At 40.8% G+C, this 15,883-nt stretch carries 18 protein-coding genes and 1 pseudogene; 11 read left to right on the top strand and 8 right to left on the bottom strand.

The genetic code is table 11. The annotated features are described in order from the left end of the window. Together ADJ67_07815 and ADJ67_07810 are read left to right on the top strand one after the other, a co-directional pair. On the top strand, positions 1-579 hold the full coding sequence (locus tag ADJ67_07815; GenBank protein ID AKT47535.1) for an electron transporter RnfA: 579 nt from the start codon (positions 1-3) through the stop codon (positions 577-579). A gap of 18 nt (positions 580-597) precedes the next feature. Next, complete coding sequence (locus ADJ67_07810) at positions 598-1,455, top strand: ferredoxin (protein AKT47534.1); 858 nt, start codon at positions 598-600, stop codon at positions 1,453-1,455. Between the two features lie 132 nt (positions 1,456-1,587). On the opposite strand, the gene ADJ67_07805 is transcribed toward ADJ67_07810, so the two are convergent. Genes ADJ67_07805 through ADJ67_07795 form a run of 3 tightly spaced genes read right to left on the bottom strand, consistent with a single transcriptional unit; the run spans position 1,588 to position 4,250 of the window. Next, entirely contained in the window at positions 1,588-3,342 is a 1,755-nt protein-coding gene (locus tag ADJ67_07805) for a hypothetical protein (protein ID AKT47533.1), read from the bottom strand. 22 nt (positions 3,343-3,364) lie between these two features. Then, positions 3,365-3,907 carry a heptaprenyl diphosphate synthase gene (locus tag ADJ67_07800; protein ID AKT47532.1) on the bottom strand — a complete coding sequence of 181 codons (543 nt, stop codon included), beginning with the start codon at positions 3,905-3,907 and terminating at the stop codon, positions 3,365-3,367. Next, a complete protein-coding gene (locus tag ADJ67_07795) occupies positions 3,891-4,250 on the bottom strand; it encodes a hypothetical protein (protein ID AKT47720.1) in 360 nt (119 codons plus the stop codon). The genes ADJ67_07800 and ADJ67_07795 overlap by 17 nt, the downstream gene beginning before the upstream one ends. Before the next feature lie 38 nt (positions 4,251-4,288). Here ADJ67_07795 and ADJ67_07790 point away from each other — a divergent pair, with 38 nt between their 5' ends. Then, complete coding sequence (locus tag ADJ67_07790) at positions 4,289-5,332, top strand: thiamine biosynthesis protein ApbE (GenBank protein AKT47531.1); 1,044 nt, start codon at positions 4,289-4,291, stop codon at positions 5,330-5,332. Positions 5,333-5,451: 119 nt separating this feature from the next. Here ADJ67_07790 and ADJ67_07785 read toward each other — a convergent pair. Continuing rightward, a pseudogene (locus tag ADJ67_07785) lies at positions 5,452-6,732 on the bottom strand (hypothetical protein). Positions 6,733-6,968: 236 nt separating this feature from the next. On the opposite strand from ADJ67_07785, the gene ADJ67_07780 reads away from it, so the two are divergent. The 6 genes from ADJ67_07780 (at position 6,969) to ADJ67_07755 (ending at position 11,292) form a co-directional block, all read left to right on the top strand. Beyond that, positions 6,969-7,808, top strand: a complete 840-nt coding sequence (locus tag ADJ67_07780) for a cobalt transporter ATP-binding subunit (GenBank protein ID AKT47530.1) — start codon at positions 6,969-6,971, stop codon at positions 7,806-7,808. Beyond that, entirely contained in the window at positions 7,793-8,695 is a 903-nt protein-coding gene (gene cbiO, locus ADJ67_07775) for a cobalt transporter ATP-binding subunit (GenBank protein ID AKT47529.1), read from the top strand. The genes ADJ67_07780 and cbiO overlap by 16 nt, the downstream gene beginning before the upstream one ends. Next, positions 8,688-9,488, top strand: a complete 801-nt coding sequence (locus ADJ67_07770; protein AKT47528.1) for a transporter — start codon at positions 8,688-8,690, stop codon at positions 9,486-9,488. The genes cbiO and ADJ67_07770 overlap by 8 nt, the downstream gene beginning before the upstream one ends. Positions 9,489-9,497: 9 nt before the next feature. After that, positions 9,498-10,157, top strand: a complete 660-nt coding sequence (locus tag ADJ67_07765) for a hypothetical protein (GenBank protein ID AKT47527.1) — start codon at positions 9,498-9,500, stop codon at positions 10,155-10,157. Between the two features lie 108 nt (positions 10,158-10,265). Continuing rightward, positions 10,266-10,574, top strand: a complete 309-nt coding sequence (locus tag ADJ67_07760) for a hypothetical protein (protein AKT47526.1) — start codon at positions 10,266-10,268, stop codon at positions 10,572-10,574. 34 nt (positions 10,575-10,608) lie between these two features. Further along, entirely contained in the window at positions 10,609-11,292 is a 684-nt protein-coding gene (locus tag ADJ67_07755; GenBank protein ID AKT47525.1) for an alpha/beta hydrolase, read from the top strand. 60 nt (positions 11,293-11,352) lie between these two features. Here ADJ67_07755 and ADJ67_07750 read toward each other — a convergent pair whose 3' ends face one another. After that, a complete protein-coding gene (locus ADJ67_07750) occupies positions 11,353-12,183 on the bottom strand; it encodes a UDP pyrophosphate phosphatase (GenBank protein ID AKT47524.1) in 831 nt (276 codons plus the stop codon). 487 nt (positions 12,184-12,670) lie between these two features. On the opposite strand from ADJ67_07750, the gene ADJ67_07745 reads away from it, so the two are divergent. After that, positions 12,671-14,056, top strand: a complete 1,386-nt coding sequence (locus ADJ67_07745) for a sodium:proton antiporter (GenBank protein ID AKT47523.1) — start codon at positions 12,671-12,673, stop codon at positions 14,054-14,056. A 104-nt stretch (positions 14,057-14,160) separates the two neighbouring features. Here the strand turns inward: ADJ67_07745 and ADJ67_07740 are convergent, their stop codons facing one another. From ADJ67_07740 to ADJ67_07730, 3 genes are read right to left on the bottom strand one after another with little or no spacing between them, the layout of a single operon-like run. After that, positions 14,161-14,394 (bottom strand): hypothetical protein, encoded by a 234-nt coding sequence (locus ADJ67_07740; protein AKT47522.1) that lies wholly within the window; start codon positions 14,392-14,394, stop codon positions 14,161-14,163. A gap of 5 nt (positions 14,395-14,399) precedes the next feature. Continuing rightward, positions 14,400-14,687 carry a hypothetical protein gene (locus ADJ67_07735; protein AKT47521.1) on the bottom strand — a complete coding sequence of 96 codons (288 nt, stop codon included), beginning with the start codon at positions 14,685-14,687 and terminating at the stop codon, positions 14,400-14,402. Between the two features lie 23 nt (positions 14,688-14,710). Further along, complete coding sequence (locus ADJ67_07730; GenBank protein AKT47520.1) at positions 14,711-14,983, bottom strand: hypothetical protein; 273 nt, start codon at positions 14,981-14,983, stop codon at positions 14,711-14,713. 292 nt (positions 14,984-15,275) lie between these two features. Here ADJ67_07730 and ADJ67_07725 point away from each other — a divergent pair, with 292 nt between their 5' ends. Further along, the gene (locus ADJ67_07725; GenBank protein ID AKT47519.1) at positions 15,276-15,875 is read left to right on the top strand and encodes a hypothetical protein; all 600 of its coding nucleotides are present in this window, start codon (positions 15,276-15,278) and stop codon (positions 15,873-15,875) included. Positions 15,876-15,883 lie beyond the last annotated feature (8 nt).

Genomic DNA, 15,883 nt, shown 5'->3' with positions numbered 1-15,883 from the left:
ATGTTAGCAGTATCAATTATTTTGAGCATGATTTTAGCTAATAACTATGTTCTTGCTCAGTTCCTCGGAATTTGTCCATTCCTAGGTGTATCAAAGAAAATGGACTCAGCTGTAGGTATGGGTGGCGCTGTAGTATTCGTAATGGTACTAGCAACAGCAGTTACATGGCCTATTCAGCAGATTTTAAACAAGTTCCATATCGATTATTTACAGACAGTAATCTTCATCCTTGTAATTGCTGCTCTTGTACAGCTAATCGAAATGATGTTAAAGAAGTATATGCCAGCGCTTTACAGCTCACTTGGAGTATTCCTACCACTGATCACAACGAACTGTGCAGTACTTGGTGTATGTATCGCTAATATTGACGCAGGATATGGCTTTGGTCTATCACTTGCAAATGCATTTGGTGCATCTGTTGGATTTACTCTAGCCCTAATCCTATTTGCCGGAGTAAGAAGCACAAAGCTTGTAAACGAAGAGGGAGTTCCACAGCCATTCAAGGGTGTTCCACTAACACTTATATCAGCGGCTATACTCTCACTGAGCTTCATGGGCTTCAGCGGCATGTTTTCGTAAGGAAGGAGGCGAAGCAAAATGATAATAGCTATTTTAGTAGTAGTTGCAGTAGGAATCATAGCTGGAATTATGCTATCCTTTGCATCAAAAGTTTTCTTTGTTCCTGTAGACGAAACAGCTGCTGCGCTTAGAGAAGTGCTTCCAGGTGCAAACTGTGGTGGTTGCGGATTCGCAGGTTGTGACGCATATGCGAGTGCAATGGCAGAAGATCGCGATATGCCATGTAATAAATGCCCTGTAGGTGGACCTGCAGTAGCAGCAAAGCTTGCAGCTATATTAGGTGTAGAGGCAGGAAGCGAAGATAGAAAAGTTGCAGTTGTAATGTGTAACGGAAACAAGGACGTTTCAAAGTCACTCCTTGAGTATCAGGGACCAAAGAGCTGTAAGGCTGCAAAGCAGTTATTCGGCGGACTTAAGGAATGTCAGTTCGGATGTCTAGGTCTTGGAGACTGCGTAGACGCATGTAATTACGATTCAATTCGTGTTATAAACGGAGTTGCAAAGGTTGATAGAGATGCCTGCGTAGCTTGTGGAGCATGTGCTAAGGCTTGTCCTCAGTTCCTAATCCGTATTTCACCTGTTAAGAACATGGTAATCTGCCACTGTCACAGCACAGAAAAGGGCGGAGTTACTCGTAAGGCATGTGAAGTTGGATGTATCGGATGTAAGAAGTGTGAGTCAGTATGTAAGTTTGACTCAGTTCACGTTACTGATAACCTTGCATTCATCAACCCAGATACATGTAAGAACTGCGGAGCTTGCGCAAAGGTTTGCCCAACAGGAGCAATCCAGAACTTGCGCCTAAAGAAGAAAAAGCCAGCTGCTCCAGCACCGGCAGCAGAAAAGCCTGCAGAGAAAGTAGCTGCTGAAGCTTAAACTTCGCAAGTAAATAAGAACAAAAATGCTGTATCCGAAATGGATACAGCATTTTGATTTTTTTGATATGTGCTTGCACAGGGCAATATGCTAATTTGCCCATGCTAGCTTTGAGCTGGACTTTATAAACTGCTAAATTGCAGCAGTAACCTCTCTTAGCCAATCTCTTACATTTGGCTCAAGAAGTGGAGCCAGCTTTGAGTAAACCATCTTGTGGTACTTGTTTAGATAGTTTCTTTCTTCCTCGCTCAGCTTGCTTGCAATTATTGCTTCTGGCTCGTAAGGGCAGAGTGTTAGCATTTCGAAGCATAGCTCATCTGACTTGCTATCAGCTTCCATGCAGAGGATTTCGTTTTCTATTCTGATACCAAATTCACCTTCAATGTATACGCCAGGCTCGTCACTAGTTATCATGCCGGGTTCTATCGCATACTTGTTTGGAACCTTGCTTATTCTCTGAGGTCCCTCGTGCACGGAGAGTATGTGGCCAACGCCGTGGCCTGTGCCGTGGTTATAGTCAAGACCAATTTCCTGAAGAGCTTTTCTTGCAAGAGGATCCAGATCGTAACCAGTGGTACCTGCTTTAAACTTTGCCATAGCAAGATCTATATGTCCGCGAAGCACTGCGGTGTAGCACTCTTTCATCTTATCTGTAAGAGCTCCAAGAGCGATGGTTCTTGTTATGTCAGTAGTTCCTTTGAGATACTGCCCGCCAGAGTCAACTAGCATAAAGCCGTCTGCCTCTAGTGCAGTGTCACTTTCAGGAGTAGCGCTATAATGGATTATAGCGCCGTTTGACATATAGCCTGCAATTGTATCAAAGCTTAGATCAACAAAGCCTGGCTGAGCAGATCTGAGGCTCTCAAGGTGGTCTGAGGCATATATCTCGGTGAGAGCTTGCTTGCCAACTGTATTTTTTAGCCAGTAGATAAAGTTTACCATCGCAAGGCCGTCATACATATGGGCTTCCTTTGTTGCAGCAATTTCTATATGGTTCTTGATTGATTTGAACATGCTAACTGGAGAAAGGCCGTCGACGATTTTGCAAGCGCTCGGGATACTTTTAATCAGCGAATATGATGCTGCATCAAAATCAGCTAGCACTTTAGCGTTATCTGGTAGCTTCTTTATATCCTCAAAGATATTAAGGTAGTGTTTAACTGTAATGCCATTTTCTTTTAGCAGATCATCGAAGTCTTTACCGAACTTGTAAAGAGTTACGGAGCCAGGGCTTATGAGCGTAAAGGAGAAGAAGATAGGGCTTCTATCAACATCACTACCGCGAAGGTTGTAAAGCCATGCATTTTCCTCTAGTCCAGTGATCAGGTGGTAGTCAACTGAGCCCTTTGCCATTTCATCTCTTAGCCTTGCAAGCTTTCCTTTAAAGGACTCCCCATATGAAGTTTCAGGAAGTGCCCAAATGCTGTTTCCTGAAAGCTTTGGTCTATCTGTCCATACAAGACCTGGAAGATCGATATCAAACTTTGTTACAGCGCCACACTTATCAGCTATCTGTTTGTATTTGTCTCCGATACGGCAAGCGAGAACTCTTCCATCAAAGGCTAGAACATCGCCTTTTTTTAGATTCTTCTCTAGGAAATTCTCAATCTCAGGAACACCAGGTTCACCTGTCTTCATGAGCTCTATACCGCTTCCTTCTAGCTGGATTGATGCCTGAAGAAAGTATCTACCATCAGTCCAAAGGTAGGCAGAGTCCTCACAAACGACGAGTGTTCCTGCAGAACCAGTAAAGCCCGAAATGAACTGCCTGCTTCTGAAGTATTCATTTATATATTCTGATCCGTGAAAATCATTGGTAGGAACGATGCAAATCGCCACTCCATGTTCACGCATTACACCTTGTAGTAATTCTAATTTTTTTTTCATACTTACTCTCCTCCTTACTATCTTATATTTGCGAAGCGCCCTTGTTTGCATTAAGTGAGCGCTGAACATAGTAGGCGATGACGCCTATGATAATTCCACTTATTATTCCAGAGAACATCAAAACGGGTAGATACATAAACATGCGCAAATCTGAGACGAGAAGCGATGCGACTAGAATCTGTCCCATATTATGCGCTACACCTCCGGCCATGCTTACACCTACTATGCTAAAAAGATTGGTTTTCTTTAGAAGCCACATAACGATGAGACTTAACACGCCACCGGACATTGCGTAAAGTGCACCGAAAAGTCCGTTAAACAGAAGTCCACTAACTATAATTCTTATCAAATTGATAGATAGGGCGTACCTGAAATCAAATCGGTATAAAGCGATTAGTACTGCGAGGTTTGCAATTCCAAGCTTGACGCCAGGCACGGCAATAGGCATTGGTATTATGGCCTCAACATAGGAAAATATGAGCGCAAGAGCAGCAAGAAGAGCAGTTGTAGCTATGCGGCTTGACCTTGAGTGGGCTCTAGATGACATTTTATTGTGAGATGACATCGTACTCACCTCCCTTACCCTCTATGCTCACTACAACTTTGTTAGGTATACAAACAATATTTTGGTGAGTTGTAGAAATCGAGCCTTGCTTAACACAAACCTGATTCTTGCAGTTAGATTTGCTAACTTGCACCTTACCGCCTTTTATGGTAATCTTATTCATGTGTCCGTCCCTGTTTACGGTGATGGTTCTATCCTTTGTAAGGCTGTATTTTCCGTAGACTTCGCCGTTGACTTTGACAACGACAAGATCTCCGGTTGAGCTACCCGAAAAGGCTAGGTAGGATAGCGCTCCACCTATGAGAATGAGACATATGAATAGTATAATATCTGCTTTTTTTATAATACGGAACAAATTGGTTCTCCTTAAGGATTAACAAAATGAGTAAAAAAACTAAAGTAATACCAGTTATTATTCTGGTGCTGAGTCTAATTATATCACAGACAGCTTGCAGCAAAAAGACAAATCAGAGCACAGATCCTGTGCAGAAAAGTGGCTTTTACCTCGATACAGTTTGCAATTTGACCATTTATGACATGAAGGATATGTCAGAAGAAAATGCAAGCAAGGTTATCGAAGATGCCTATAAGCTTTGCGAAAAATACGAGAACATGTTGAGCAAGACGCGAGAGTCTAGCGATATCTACAAGATAAACCATGCAGGTGGAGCAGAAATCAAGTGCACAGACGAGACATTGTTTGTCATCAAAAAAGCAATCAAATACGCCGAGCTTTCAGAGGGAAGATTCGACGTTACGATAGGTCAGGTTACAGATTTATGGAACTTTCAGCCTGAAGGTGGAGAAGGTAAGATTCCTGAGCAGGAAGCCCTGAACGAAGCTTTGACACATGTAGATTATAGGCAAATCAAGGTTAACGGAAATAAGGTGAGTTTAAGTGACCCTAAGGGAGAGATTGACCTTGGCGGAATAGCAAAGGGATATATTGCAGACAAACTTGCAGAATTCCTAAAGAAGAAGGGTGTGAGCAGTGCAGTTATTGACCTTGGCGGAAACATTTCCGTTGTGGGAAAGAAGCCTGATGGCAAGGATTTCAGAATAGGTGTGCGTGACCCATTTAGCACGGATGGCGGAATCGTAGGTGTTGTAGAGGCACATGACAAGAGCCTTGTAACATCTGGAACCTACGAGCGTTCATTCACAAAGGATGGAAAGGTATATCACCACATCCTTGATGTTAAGACAGGATATCCAGTTGAGACGGGCCTTGACTCCGTAACTATTATCGGTGCGGGTAATGAGGGCATAGATTGCGACTCGCTTGCAACAACCTGCCTAATTCTAGGAGAAAAGGATGGCAAGAAGCTGATAGAGTCACTCGACGGCTACGAGGCTATCTTCGTTCAGCACGATGGCACAATTACAACGACTAAGAATATCAAGGGTTTTGAAAAGACAAAATAAGAGGGCGCCGTTTAGGACGCCCATAGCTTGGCAAGACTTTTGATACTATCTTCAAGCAAATCAATAGGTATCTGATTGTAGTAAAAAATCAGCTGCCTATTTTTTTGTTCTGTTTCTGAGTTCTGATTTAGCGTTGCCACATATAGCCTTAGAGACTCTGCTTCTTGGCAAAGCATCTCGGCACTCTTTTCGGATTTGACATCGAGGATGATGTTGATTCCAGATTTTGTGTTCTTTGCATCTATGAAGCCCATGCCATATTTAGCAAAAGATGATATTGCAAGCTGAAGCTTCTGAGCATATAGGCTTCTTAGACGCCTGATATTTGTGTAATAATAACCGTTTTCCATAAATAGTGCAAGTGTAAGCTGCTCTGTCTTGGAACAGGTCTGGGTGTAGTTTGCTTTGATACTAGCAAAGATTTCCGCCATATTAGGAGGAAGAATCATGTAGCTGACTTTGATTGCAGGAAAAAGCGTCGATGAGAAGGACCCAAAATATACGACTCTATGATTATTGTCTAAACCTTGAAGCGCAGGTATCGGCTTTCCGAAATATCTGAGCTCGCTGTCGTAGTCGTCTTCAAGGATGATGCTGTTGTTTTGATTTGCCCAAGCAAGAAGCTTGTACCTGCTTGCAATGGACATGACAGAACCAGTAGGAAACTGGTTCGCTGGGCTAACATAAACTGCTGATGCTATGTTTGCAGGGAGCATATCTATGCGTATTCCGTCGCTCGAAACAGGAATTTTATTTATACCAAAGCCATTGTCATGAAAAATCTTCTGAATTGGAACATAGCCTGGGTCTTCTGCGCAGACAAAACCGATGTCCATATGCCTTAGTATATGGCAAAGGTGAGTCGTAAGCTGCTGAGTACCTGCACCGATTACAATCTGTGAAGGGTCAGCTATAACGCCACGCGAGGAATATACATATTTGGAAATTTCATAGCGCAGTGCTTGCTCTCCTTGAACATCACTTTCGAACAAAAGGAGATGAGGGTATTCATTGAAGACTCTAGATGTGCACTTCTTCCACTTTTGAAAATCAAAGGCAGATAGGTCATAAAGGTACCTAGAGTTATCAAAGCTTTGAGTTGTTAATTCGAAGATATCGTGGTCGCTATCCCCCTGAACATCTGAAAAAGCATCAATCTTAGATACATAGTAGCCAGACTGAGGCCTGCTTGTTATATAGCCCTCGGTGAGTAGCTGGTTGTAGGCCTGTTCAGCAGTCGTAATGGAAATCTCGTTGAGCTCAGCTAGCTTTCTCAGAGAAGGTAATTTTTCACCGGTTTTAATATTTCCACTTAAAATATCGCTTCTTATGTGGCGATAGAGCTGAATGTATAGCGGCGTGCTCTTGTCATTCTTTTTACTTGCAACAAATGGCTTCATATACCCTCCAACTGTATATCAAAATAATGTGTAATTCATCTTTTTAATACATACACTTTAAGTTTATTATACCCCTGCATGGGGCAATGTCAAATGGAGCTCATAGTATTGCAAGAATAGGTGTTTTGTTGTAGGATAATAATGTTGAATTATGTTTATTTTTAGGGCTACTGTATATGTATATATATGGAGCATTTAAAAGTATTAATGGCAATAAAATGCTATAGGATGGAATAATGGAAAATATAATTAAAATAGATAATCTTTATTTTCAGTATCCACATGGGGAGGACGAGGAGCCGAAGTTAGCTATAAAGGGCGTGAGTCTAGAGATCGAGGAGGGGTCATTTACTGCAATTATCGGTCAAAACGGCTCTGGGAAATCGACCCTTGCCAAGAATCTTAATGGACTTCTCCTGCCTAGCCATGGTGCAGTCTATGTTTCTGGTATGGATACTAGGGATGAGGATAAGATTTGGGATATAAGACAGACTGCTGGAATGGTTTTTCAGAACCCTGATAATCAGCTCGTTTCTGCAATTGTTGAGGATGACGTGGCTTTCGGACCGGAGAACATAGGAATTGATCCGGTCGAGATTAGAGCGCGGGTCGACGAGGCGCTTGACGCCGTGAAGATGGGGAAGTACAAGAGGAAAGCGCCTCATCTGCTTTCGGGCGGCCAAAAGCAGCGCATCGCCATCGCGGGCGTTGTTGCCATCAGGCCTAGGTGCATCATTTTTGACGAGCCGACAGCGATGCTCGACCCGCGCGGGCGCAAGGATATCATGGAGATAATTGAGAAATTGCACCGTGAGGGAATAACTGTGATACTCATAACACACTTTATGGATGAGGCGGTAAAAGCAGATAGAGTAGTGATTATGAATAAGGGAGAAATACTGCTAGACGGAACACCAGAGCATGTATTTTCTCAGGATGAGCTGATTAGATCAGCAAGGCTAGATGTGCCGATGTCCGCAGAGATTGCCATATATCTCAGAGAAAACGGCATAGATGTGCCACCAGAGGTGGTTACAGCAGAAAGGCTAAAAGAATTCGTATGTCAATACAAGTAAAGAATTTAACACATATATATAGCAAGGGTATGCCGGATGAACAGCTCGCCTTAGATAATGTCAGCTTTGAGATAGCAGATGGCGAAAAGGTGGCAGTTATAGGGCATACGGGCTCAGGCAAGTCTACTTTGATGCAGCACCTGAACGGTATAATTAAGCCAAGTTCAGGTAGTATAATCATCGGAGATACGGATATAACAGATCCGAAGACTGTGATGAAGGATGTTAGACGCAGAGTTGGCCTCGTTTTTCAGTACCCTGAATACCAGCTATTTGAAGAAACCGTAGCAAAAGATATCGCCTTTGGCCCTAAGAATCTAGGGCTTAGCGAGGAAGAAATCGATGTCAGAGTTAGAGAGGCTATTCAGCTTGTCGGACTCGACTACGATGATATCGCTGAGAGGTCACCTTTTGAGCTTTCGGGAGGACAGAAGAGAAGAGTTGCTATCGCAGGTGTTATTGCGATGGAGCCAGAAATTTTGATACTGGATGAGCCTACTGCAGGTCTTGACCCGGGTGCGCATAAGGAAATCCTAAGGATGATAGAGAAAATCCACAGTGCGCAGAAAAATATAATTATCTTCGTAAGCCATAATATGAGTGATGTCGCCGAGATGGCAGACCGCGTGCTGGTTATGGATGAGGGTAAGATTTTGATGATGGATACACCTGAGGTCGTATTCTCAAGGCATGAAGAACTAAATGCAATAGGTCTTGATATTCCGCCAGTGACTGAGCTGATGAACGACATTGGAACTTGTGGCGTGAATGTACCAGCAAATGTTCTCAATATCGAGGATGCAAAGACGGCGCTCCTAGCATATCTAAAAAACAAGAATGCAGGCGTTGATTCATCAAAGCCAGAGAGAGGAGAGTCCAATGATTAGGGATATAACCTTAGGACAGTACTATTCTGCCGACTCAATTCTCCACAGACTCGACCCGCGAACAAAGATATTGGCAACGCTAATCTTTATAATTGAGCTATTCCTTGTAAAGGGATTTATCGGTTTTGCAGTGTGCGGAGCAGCGCTTGCTATTTGTGTTGCGCTATCAAAGGTGCCAATTTCATTTATCTTGCGTGGCCTGAAACCGATATTTATGATTTTGGCGTTTACCTTCTTTCTGAATATCTTCATGGTCGATGGACACGAGATTTTCAGATGGAAGTTCATCAAAATAACTACAGAGGGAATCTATCTTGCGCTCTTTATGAGTCTTAGATTGATTCTGCTGATAATAAGCTCATCTGTTTTGACGCTTACAACAAAGCCTATCGCTTTAACAGATGGACTAGAAAAGCTTATGGCACCTCTATCAAAGCTAGGCGTGCCTTCGCACGAAATTGCAATGATGATGTCCATAGCTTTGAGATTCATACCTTTGCTTCTTGATGAGACTGATAAGATAATGAAGGCTCAGCAGGCGAGGGGGGCAGACTTTGAGAGCGGAAATATTCTAAGGCGTGCAAAGTCAATGATTCCGATCCTAGTACCGCTATTTGTAAGTGCATTTAGAATAGCTCAGGACCTTGCAATGGCAATGGAAGCTAGATGCTACCGTGGTGGAGCCGGAAGAACGAGAATGAACGAAATCAAATTTGATAAACTTGACTTCATGGCGATAGCTGCCTGTCTGATTTTCCTAGGCGTAGTTATCTCTATGAGAATTTTCCTATAGGTTGGTTGTATGAGACAGAGAAAAATCAAAGATATAGATCAAAAGCTTAGCGATTTTGATGATGTAATAGTTCCAAGCTCGGAAGGGCACAGCGGAAGCTGGAGAAAGCTATTTGAGAATGGAACAAATAAGCCACTGTTTTTAGAAATTGGTTCGGGTAAAGGCAGATTTATAACAAGCAGTGCAAGTCAAAATCCAGATGCACTTTTCCTTGCTGCAGAGGGACTTGCGAGCGTAATCATACGCGGAATGGTCAAGAGTAGGGAGATGGAACTTGATAATATCAGATTTATAACTACATACATAAATGACATGGAGAGAGATTTTGCTGAAGGAGAGCTTGATGGCATATTTATGAACTTTAGCGATCCTTGGCCTAAGGCCAGACACGCAAAGCGCAGGCTCACACATAAGGATAGACTGCTTCAATATCTAAAGGCATTAAAGCCTGGCGGCTTCATAAGGTTTAAGACCGACAACGACGATCTCTTCGATTTTACACTTGAGCAAATCGAGGAGTGCAAGGAACTTGCAAACTTTGATGTCACTGGATTAACGCGTGACCTTCATGCAAGTGAGTTCAGCAAAATAAGCCCGATGACAGAGTACGAAGAAAAATTTTCTTCACAAGGAAAAAATATAAATTATGTGTCTATACGCAGACAATAGGTGTATAATATAGTAGTACATTGATTATATAATAACTATAAAAAGGCTGAATTAGTAGTTAAATTCGTGGGATTATTCCCTTAGACTGCCAAGAGAAGAGAGCTTGATATGGGATTATTCGATAAGAATATAAATAAATATATAGAAGAATTTAAAGCTGAAGATGGTATATTGCTCGTTGATGTCAGAGAGGCTGACGAGTATGCTTTAGGGAGAATTCCAGGGAGCATCAATGTGCCACTTAGCAATATTAAAGAAATCGAAGATGCCGTACCAGATAAGAGTGCTAAGATTTATGTTTACTGCTTGTCAGGTGGTCGTAGTGATATGGCAGAAGGATTCATGAAGAGCAATGGATACAGTGATGTGACAAACATCGGAGGCATTGCTCAGTACAAAGGAATGTTAGAGAAATAGTCAGGAAGTAAGTTAATTTTTGAGGGGGAAAGTTATGAAGATTCGTCTCAATTATAAACAGAAGGGAAGAGGCAAAACCCTTATTCTTCTACATGGAAACGGAGAAAACAACAGTTATTTTAATGCGCAAATGGAATTCTTTGCAAAGAAATACAGAGTAATTGCACTAGATACAAGAGGTCATGGTAAGTCGCCTAGAGGAGAAGGCCCTTTTACAATTAGACAGTTCGCAGATGATCTTGCTGATTTCATGAAGGAACACTCAATTAAGAAGGCTACCATACTTGGTTTTTCAGATGGTGGAAATACTGCTCTTTGCTTTGCAGCAAAGTATCCTGAACTTGTAGATAGACTAATCGTTTGGGGGGCAAATCTATATCCATCGGGTGTTAAGAATATAGCTATGATACCAATTAGGATATTGCGTAAGATAGTAGATTTGTTTTCCAAGATCGATATTCGTGCAAAGCTGCACTCAGAGAAGCTGGCTCTAGTTACAAATGAGCCGTATATAAGTGAGACTGAGCTTGAGAACATTCATGCTAGGACCTTAATTCTTGGCGGAACGCACGATATTATCAAAACTGAGCACACAAGGCTCATTAGTCGCTGTATACCAAAGGCTAAGCTTTGCTTGATTCCTGGAGGCCATTTTATATCATCAAGAAAGCCTAAGATTTTTAATAAAGCAGTGCTTAATTTCCTAGAAGAAAAGTAAACAAATAAGCCGTTTTGCATAAGCAAAGCGGCTTTTGATTTGTATTATGTTTTGACGAAGCTATGCGAGTATAAGCTTAAAGTATATAAGCACGATTGCGCCTAGAGCTATGCGGTACCAACCGAAAACCTTGAAATCGTGTTTCTTCACATATGCCATCAAGAACCTGATGCAGAACAGTGAAACTAGGAAGGATACGACTATTCCCACAAAGAGTATTCCAAATTCCATGGCAGTAAAGTGAAGTCCAAACTTGAGAAGCTTTAGAAGACTTGCACCAAACATCACTGGGATTGCTAGGAAGAAGGTGAACTCTGCAGCGATAGTTCTATCGATTCCGATAAGAAGTCCGCCTATGATTGTAGAACCTGAACGCGATGTTCCTGGAAGAACGGCAGCGATAAGCTGAAAAGCTCCGATTATCAAAGCATCCTTATATGATATATCGCGAAGGCTTGTAATCCTTGGCTCTTTATTTACATTCTTTTTCTCTACAAAGATGAAAGCGATTCCGACAAGAATCAGCATGATTGCTACTGTTGTCGGATTGTAGAGGTGTTTATCAACCCAATCGTCTAGCAAGATACCTACTATCGCAGCTGGGAAACATGCTACAATGATCTTAACCCATAGCTGCATTACATCATATCTTATAAAGGACTTGCCTTTAACCTTTGTATTAAATGGCCATATCTTGTTCCAAAAGTAGATAACTACCGCAAGGATTGCGCCTAACTGGACAACAACAAGGAAAAAGTTCCAAAAGTTATCCGAAACCTTCATCGGCATTATGCTCTTTAGTAAAATAAGGTGTCCTGTGCTGCTGACTGGCAGCCATTCTGTAATTCCTTCGACTATACCGTATATCACGGCTTTTATTAATTCTAACAAAACGACCTCCTAAATAAATCTGTAGTTATATAAATTATAAGCGAATTGGCATAAAGATTCAAGTTTAGGCTTTTTCATGCTGAAAAGCGTATGTGAAAAAGTCGACTGAAACAAAGTATTTTATGTATAATAACATAAAATATAGAAAAATATTATCTTTTTAAACAAAAAAGCTTGACGCATACACCGATTTGGTGTTATTATGAAAAAAATCACTTTGAAAGGAGCAACAAAAATGAAAATGTGTAATGTTTTGACAGAAGCAAATATGCAGGATAAACATTTTTCTTGCTGCGGTCAAAAGTGCTATTACTATTATTATAAGAATTAGAGAGTCCTAAGATACTTAGTGGCTCTGTTTGCATTGTGTATGGAGCCTCTAATCACCAAAGGATTTTACCCGGCTTCTGACGATGCAAATTGTAAATCGTGAGAAGTTTTTTATTGCGCAGAAGATTATTTAGAAAGAATTTTAAAGGAGAAAATCATGTTTGATCTTAAGCAACTCAGAAAGCCAGGAATTGTAGAAGCCCTGGTCATCACAGCAATTATTTTATTCATGCTGGGCTTTCCTATTATCACAATAGAGGGAGTTTCAGCTCACATCCCAGTTCTTGTAAGTATCATCTTTCTTCTGATCTACGGACTTTTCCGCAAAGTTAAGTTCTCAGATATGCAGGAAAGCATGGTTCAGTCCGTATCGACAAGTATGGGTGCAGTATACTTATTCTTCTTTATTGGAATCCTAATTTCCGCTTTGATGATGTCTGGGGCTATCCCAACGCTGATATTCTACGGTCTAAATATAATCTCAGCTAAGACCTTTTACCTATCAGCCTTCTGCATCACTGCAATCATAGGTATTTCAATCGGAAGCAGCTTAACAACAGTTGCAACTTTAGGTGTTGCGCTTATGGGCCTTTCTGGTGTATTTGATTTAAACCCTGCAATTACAGCAGGTGCTGTTGTATCAGGTGCATTCTTTGGAGATAAGATGTCTCCTCTATCAGATACAACTAGTATATCGGCAAGTATTGTGGGAATAGATCTCTTTGATCACATCAAGAACATGATGTACACCACAGTTCCAGCATTCATAATTTCAGGTGTTTTCTTTACAGTAATGTCACCTTGGAACTCAAATGGAGATGTTTCGGCAATCGATGCATTCAAGAAGTCGCTACTTTCAACTGATCTTGTTCACGGATATGCTTTGGTACCATTTGTGCTTTTGATAGTGCTTTCGATATTCAAACTTCCAGCAATTGTTAGCATGATTATCGTAAGCGCACTCAGCCTAGTAATCGCCCAGTTTAACACTGGATACAGCCTAGGTGAAATCGCAAACATCTTCTATAGCGGTTTCAACAAAGAAGGTGTTCCTGAAAATATCGCTTCACTTATCAACCGTGGTGGAATAAACAGCATGTTCTTCACAATTACAATTGTAATTTTAGCTTTGAGCCTGGGCGGTCTACTGTTTGGACTTGGAATTATTCCAACCATCTTAGAAAACATCGCTCACCTATTAAACACAAGATTCAAGGCAACACTAGCTGTTGCAACTACAGCTTTAGGTGTTAACTTCATAGTTGGAGAGCAGTACCTAAGCATCTTGCTGGCAGGAAAGACATTCCGCCCAATTTACGATAAGCTAGGTCTTCACCAGAAGAATCTCTCACGCGCACTTGAAGATTCCGGTACAGTTATTAACCCACTCGTACCATGGAGCGTGTGTGGTGTCTTCATCTCAAACATGCTAGGCGTGCCTACAGTTCAGTACGCGGTATTCTCGATATTCTGCTACAGCTGTATCGTGCTAACTGTTCTATCAGGACTATTTGGTAAGAAAGGCACAGCGGAAGCTAAATAAGGTAAACAAAAAGGCTGATGGTGTGTCCCGACCCCCAAAAGTTAGACCAAAATCTAACGATTAGGAGGTCGGGACAGTGATATCAGCCTTTTGCATTATCAAAACTATTTGCTTTTAAATGTATAATACATTCCTGCAGCACCTGCAAGAGTCATCAGACTTCCGATGATAAGAACTACATTCAAAGGAAATTCATATAAATAGTCAATGCAATTAGCATGTGATTCCCTAAATGAAATAAAGCTAAGCTTCTGAAATATAAATGAGCAAATCAAAGATGTTACGATAAACTGACATCCCATGATGCACAAAGCTAGATAGATGATTTCTTTCTTCATTATTATTACCTCTGTTTTAAATATAGAAAAAGTAACAATCCGACTAGAATGGATGTAGCAGAAACAGATATTATTGAAATAAAACTGTATTTACGCCTGGAAATATTATAATCAGCTACCCAAATTTCGCCTGCAATAGCAAGTATTGCAAAAAGTATAACTGCTAGTAATGGAACTGACGGAAGATCCTTGTCCCTCGAATATCCGTAGTAGGCGAAAAGCAGATAAATAGGCAAGGTGCAGAGCGACTGTACAGTGAGCATTATTCTATTTTCTTTACTTGCTAATTTCATATTATCACCATCCTAAAATAATTCTATAAATTTGTGCAAATGACGAATGAAGCTAGGCAGGATGTAGCAGATAACTGAAATAGGTGAACCTTGACATGCTTATTATTGGAGATTAAGTTAGAAGCAGCCCAAATACTTGTTATCGTACAAACTACGCAAATAAGTAAAACTATCAGGTTTGGCAACTCATGGAAAAATTCATATTTATCCTGAAGCTGTGCAAATAGAAGAAGCACAAGAGATGAAAGCGATGCAAGTCTAGCTGCTCTTCGTTCTTTTTTGGTATTCTCATTCATATGATACCTCCCTAGTCCATTTAGAAATTTATATACTTATAAAGCAGTATTTTGTCTATCTATCTTCATAATATGTCTGAATTTTACAAAATACAAGTGTTTTTTCTTGGATACACCATGTTATGATAAAAGTTAAGTGTGTTATATCATTTTGATGTATTTTATAAGTGGCTTCTCTCTTTGATATAGCCTTGTAATTAATCTCTATACAATGATGCATTTACAATATGTATAAAAAAGCATAAAATATAATAGGATAATAGTACTTGACAAGGAAGGAGTTTGTAGGGCTATGAGTCGCGCAATTGATGAAGCTTACTTTAAATACAGTGTACATAGCGCCATGGAATCTGGGATGCAGGTTAAATGTCCTAAATGTCAAGGTTTAGGGATGATAACTGCAGATGAGGATAATGTATATTTTAAGTGTACAAGTTGCAATCATCAAAAACGCCATGATCGCACAATTTATCGCTACAATGTTCATAACAAGTGTATAAATTGTGGCAGATATTATAAAGTGGATATTGAAGACGAGACAAAACAACACTTCTCTGTCCTAAATGTAGCATGTCCTCACTGCGGAACTCAAATGCAAGGGAAAGTTCATAAAACTGCCGAGGCATTTTCATACACTGCTGAAATTCAGGATGGAAAAGAACCATATTTTGGACTAGAGCTGTGGTTTTTGACGTTTTTTCAGGGCAAGCCTGTCTGGGCCCTGAACCGCAAGCACCTTGGGTATTTAATTCAGTATCTCAGCGCAGACCTGAGGTTAAAGCCATTTAATATCACAGGAATGTCTCAATCTGACCATCTCCCTACTTTTATGAAAACGGCAAAGAACAGGGAAAGAATAGTAAAGTTACTAAAGCAAATGCAGAAAAAATAGATATAGAT

This window comes from Eubacterium sulci ATCC 35585 (assembly GCA_001189495.1).
GTDB classification, from domain to species: domain Bacteria; phylum Bacillota; class Clostridia; order Peptostreptococcales; family Anaerovoracaceae; genus Eubacterium_B; species Eubacterium_B sulci.
Note: the sequence above shows the minus strand (reverse complement) of the source record. Positions and strands in the feature narration are given on the sequence as shown.

What these genes read in the sequence shown, in the direction of transcription:
- ADJ67_07765 (AKT47527.1), top strand. Translation starts at nt 9,498, where the DNA reads ATGAGACAGAGAAAAATCAAAGATATAGATCAAAAGCTTAGCGATTTT.
- ADJ67_07740 (AKT47522.1), bottom strand. Translation starts at nt 14,394, where the DNA reads ATGAAGAAAGAAATCATCTATCTAGCTTTGTGCATCATGGGATGTCAG.
- ADJ67_07800 (AKT47532.1), bottom strand. Translation starts at nt 3,907, where the DNA reads ATGTCATCTCACAATAAAATGTCATCTAGAGCCCACTCAAGGTCAAGC.
- ADJ67_07770 (AKT47528.1), top strand. Translation starts at nt 8,688, where the DNA reads ATGATTAGGGATATAACCTTAGGACAGTACTATTCTGCCGACTCAATT.
- ADJ67_07780 (AKT47530.1), top strand. Translation starts at nt 6,969, where the DNA reads ATGGAAAATATAATTAAAATAGATAATCTTTATTTTCAGTATCCACAT.
- ADJ67_07810 (AKT47534.1), top strand. Translation starts at nt 598, where the DNA reads ATGATAATAGCTATTTTAGTAGTAGTTGCAGTAGGAATCATAGCTGGA.
- ADJ67_07725 (AKT47519.1), top strand. Translation starts at nt 15,276, where the DNA reads ATGAGTCGCGCAATTGATGAAGCTTACTTTAAATACAGTGTACATAGC.
- ADJ67_07745 (AKT47523.1), top strand. Translation starts at nt 12,671, where the DNA reads ATGTTTGATCTTAAGCAACTCAGAAAGCCAGGAATTGTAGAAGCCCTG.
- ADJ67_07805 (AKT47533.1), bottom strand. Translation starts at nt 3,342, where the DNA reads ATGAAAAAAAAATTAGAATTACTACAAGGTGTAATGCGTGAACATGGA.
- ADJ67_07755 (AKT47525.1), top strand. Translation starts at nt 10,609, where the DNA reads ATGAAGATTCGTCTCAATTATAAACAGAAGGGAAGAGGCAAAACCCTT.
- ADJ67_07760 (AKT47526.1), top strand. Translation starts at nt 10,266, where the DNA reads ATGGGATTATTCGATAAGAATATAAATAAATATATAGAAGAATTTAAA.
- cbiO (AKT47529.1), top strand. Translation starts at nt 7,793, where the DNA reads ATGTCAATACAAGTAAAGAATTTAACACATATATATAGCAAGGGTATG.
- ADJ67_07735 (AKT47521.1), bottom strand. Translation starts at nt 14,687, where the DNA reads ATGAAATTAGCAAGTAAAGAAAATAGAATAATGCTCACTGTACAGTCG.
- ADJ67_07815 (AKT47535.1), top strand. Translation starts at nt 1, where the DNA reads ATGTTAGCAGTATCAATTATTTTGAGCATGATTTTAGCTAATAACTAT.
- ADJ67_07730 (AKT47520.1), bottom strand. Translation starts at nt 14,983, where the DNA reads ATGAATGAGAATACCAAAAAAGAACGAAGAGCAGCTAGACTTGCATCG.
- ADJ67_07790 (AKT47531.1), top strand. Translation starts at nt 4,289, where the DNA reads ATGAGTAAAAAAACTAAAGTAATACCAGTTATTATTCTGGTGCTGAGT.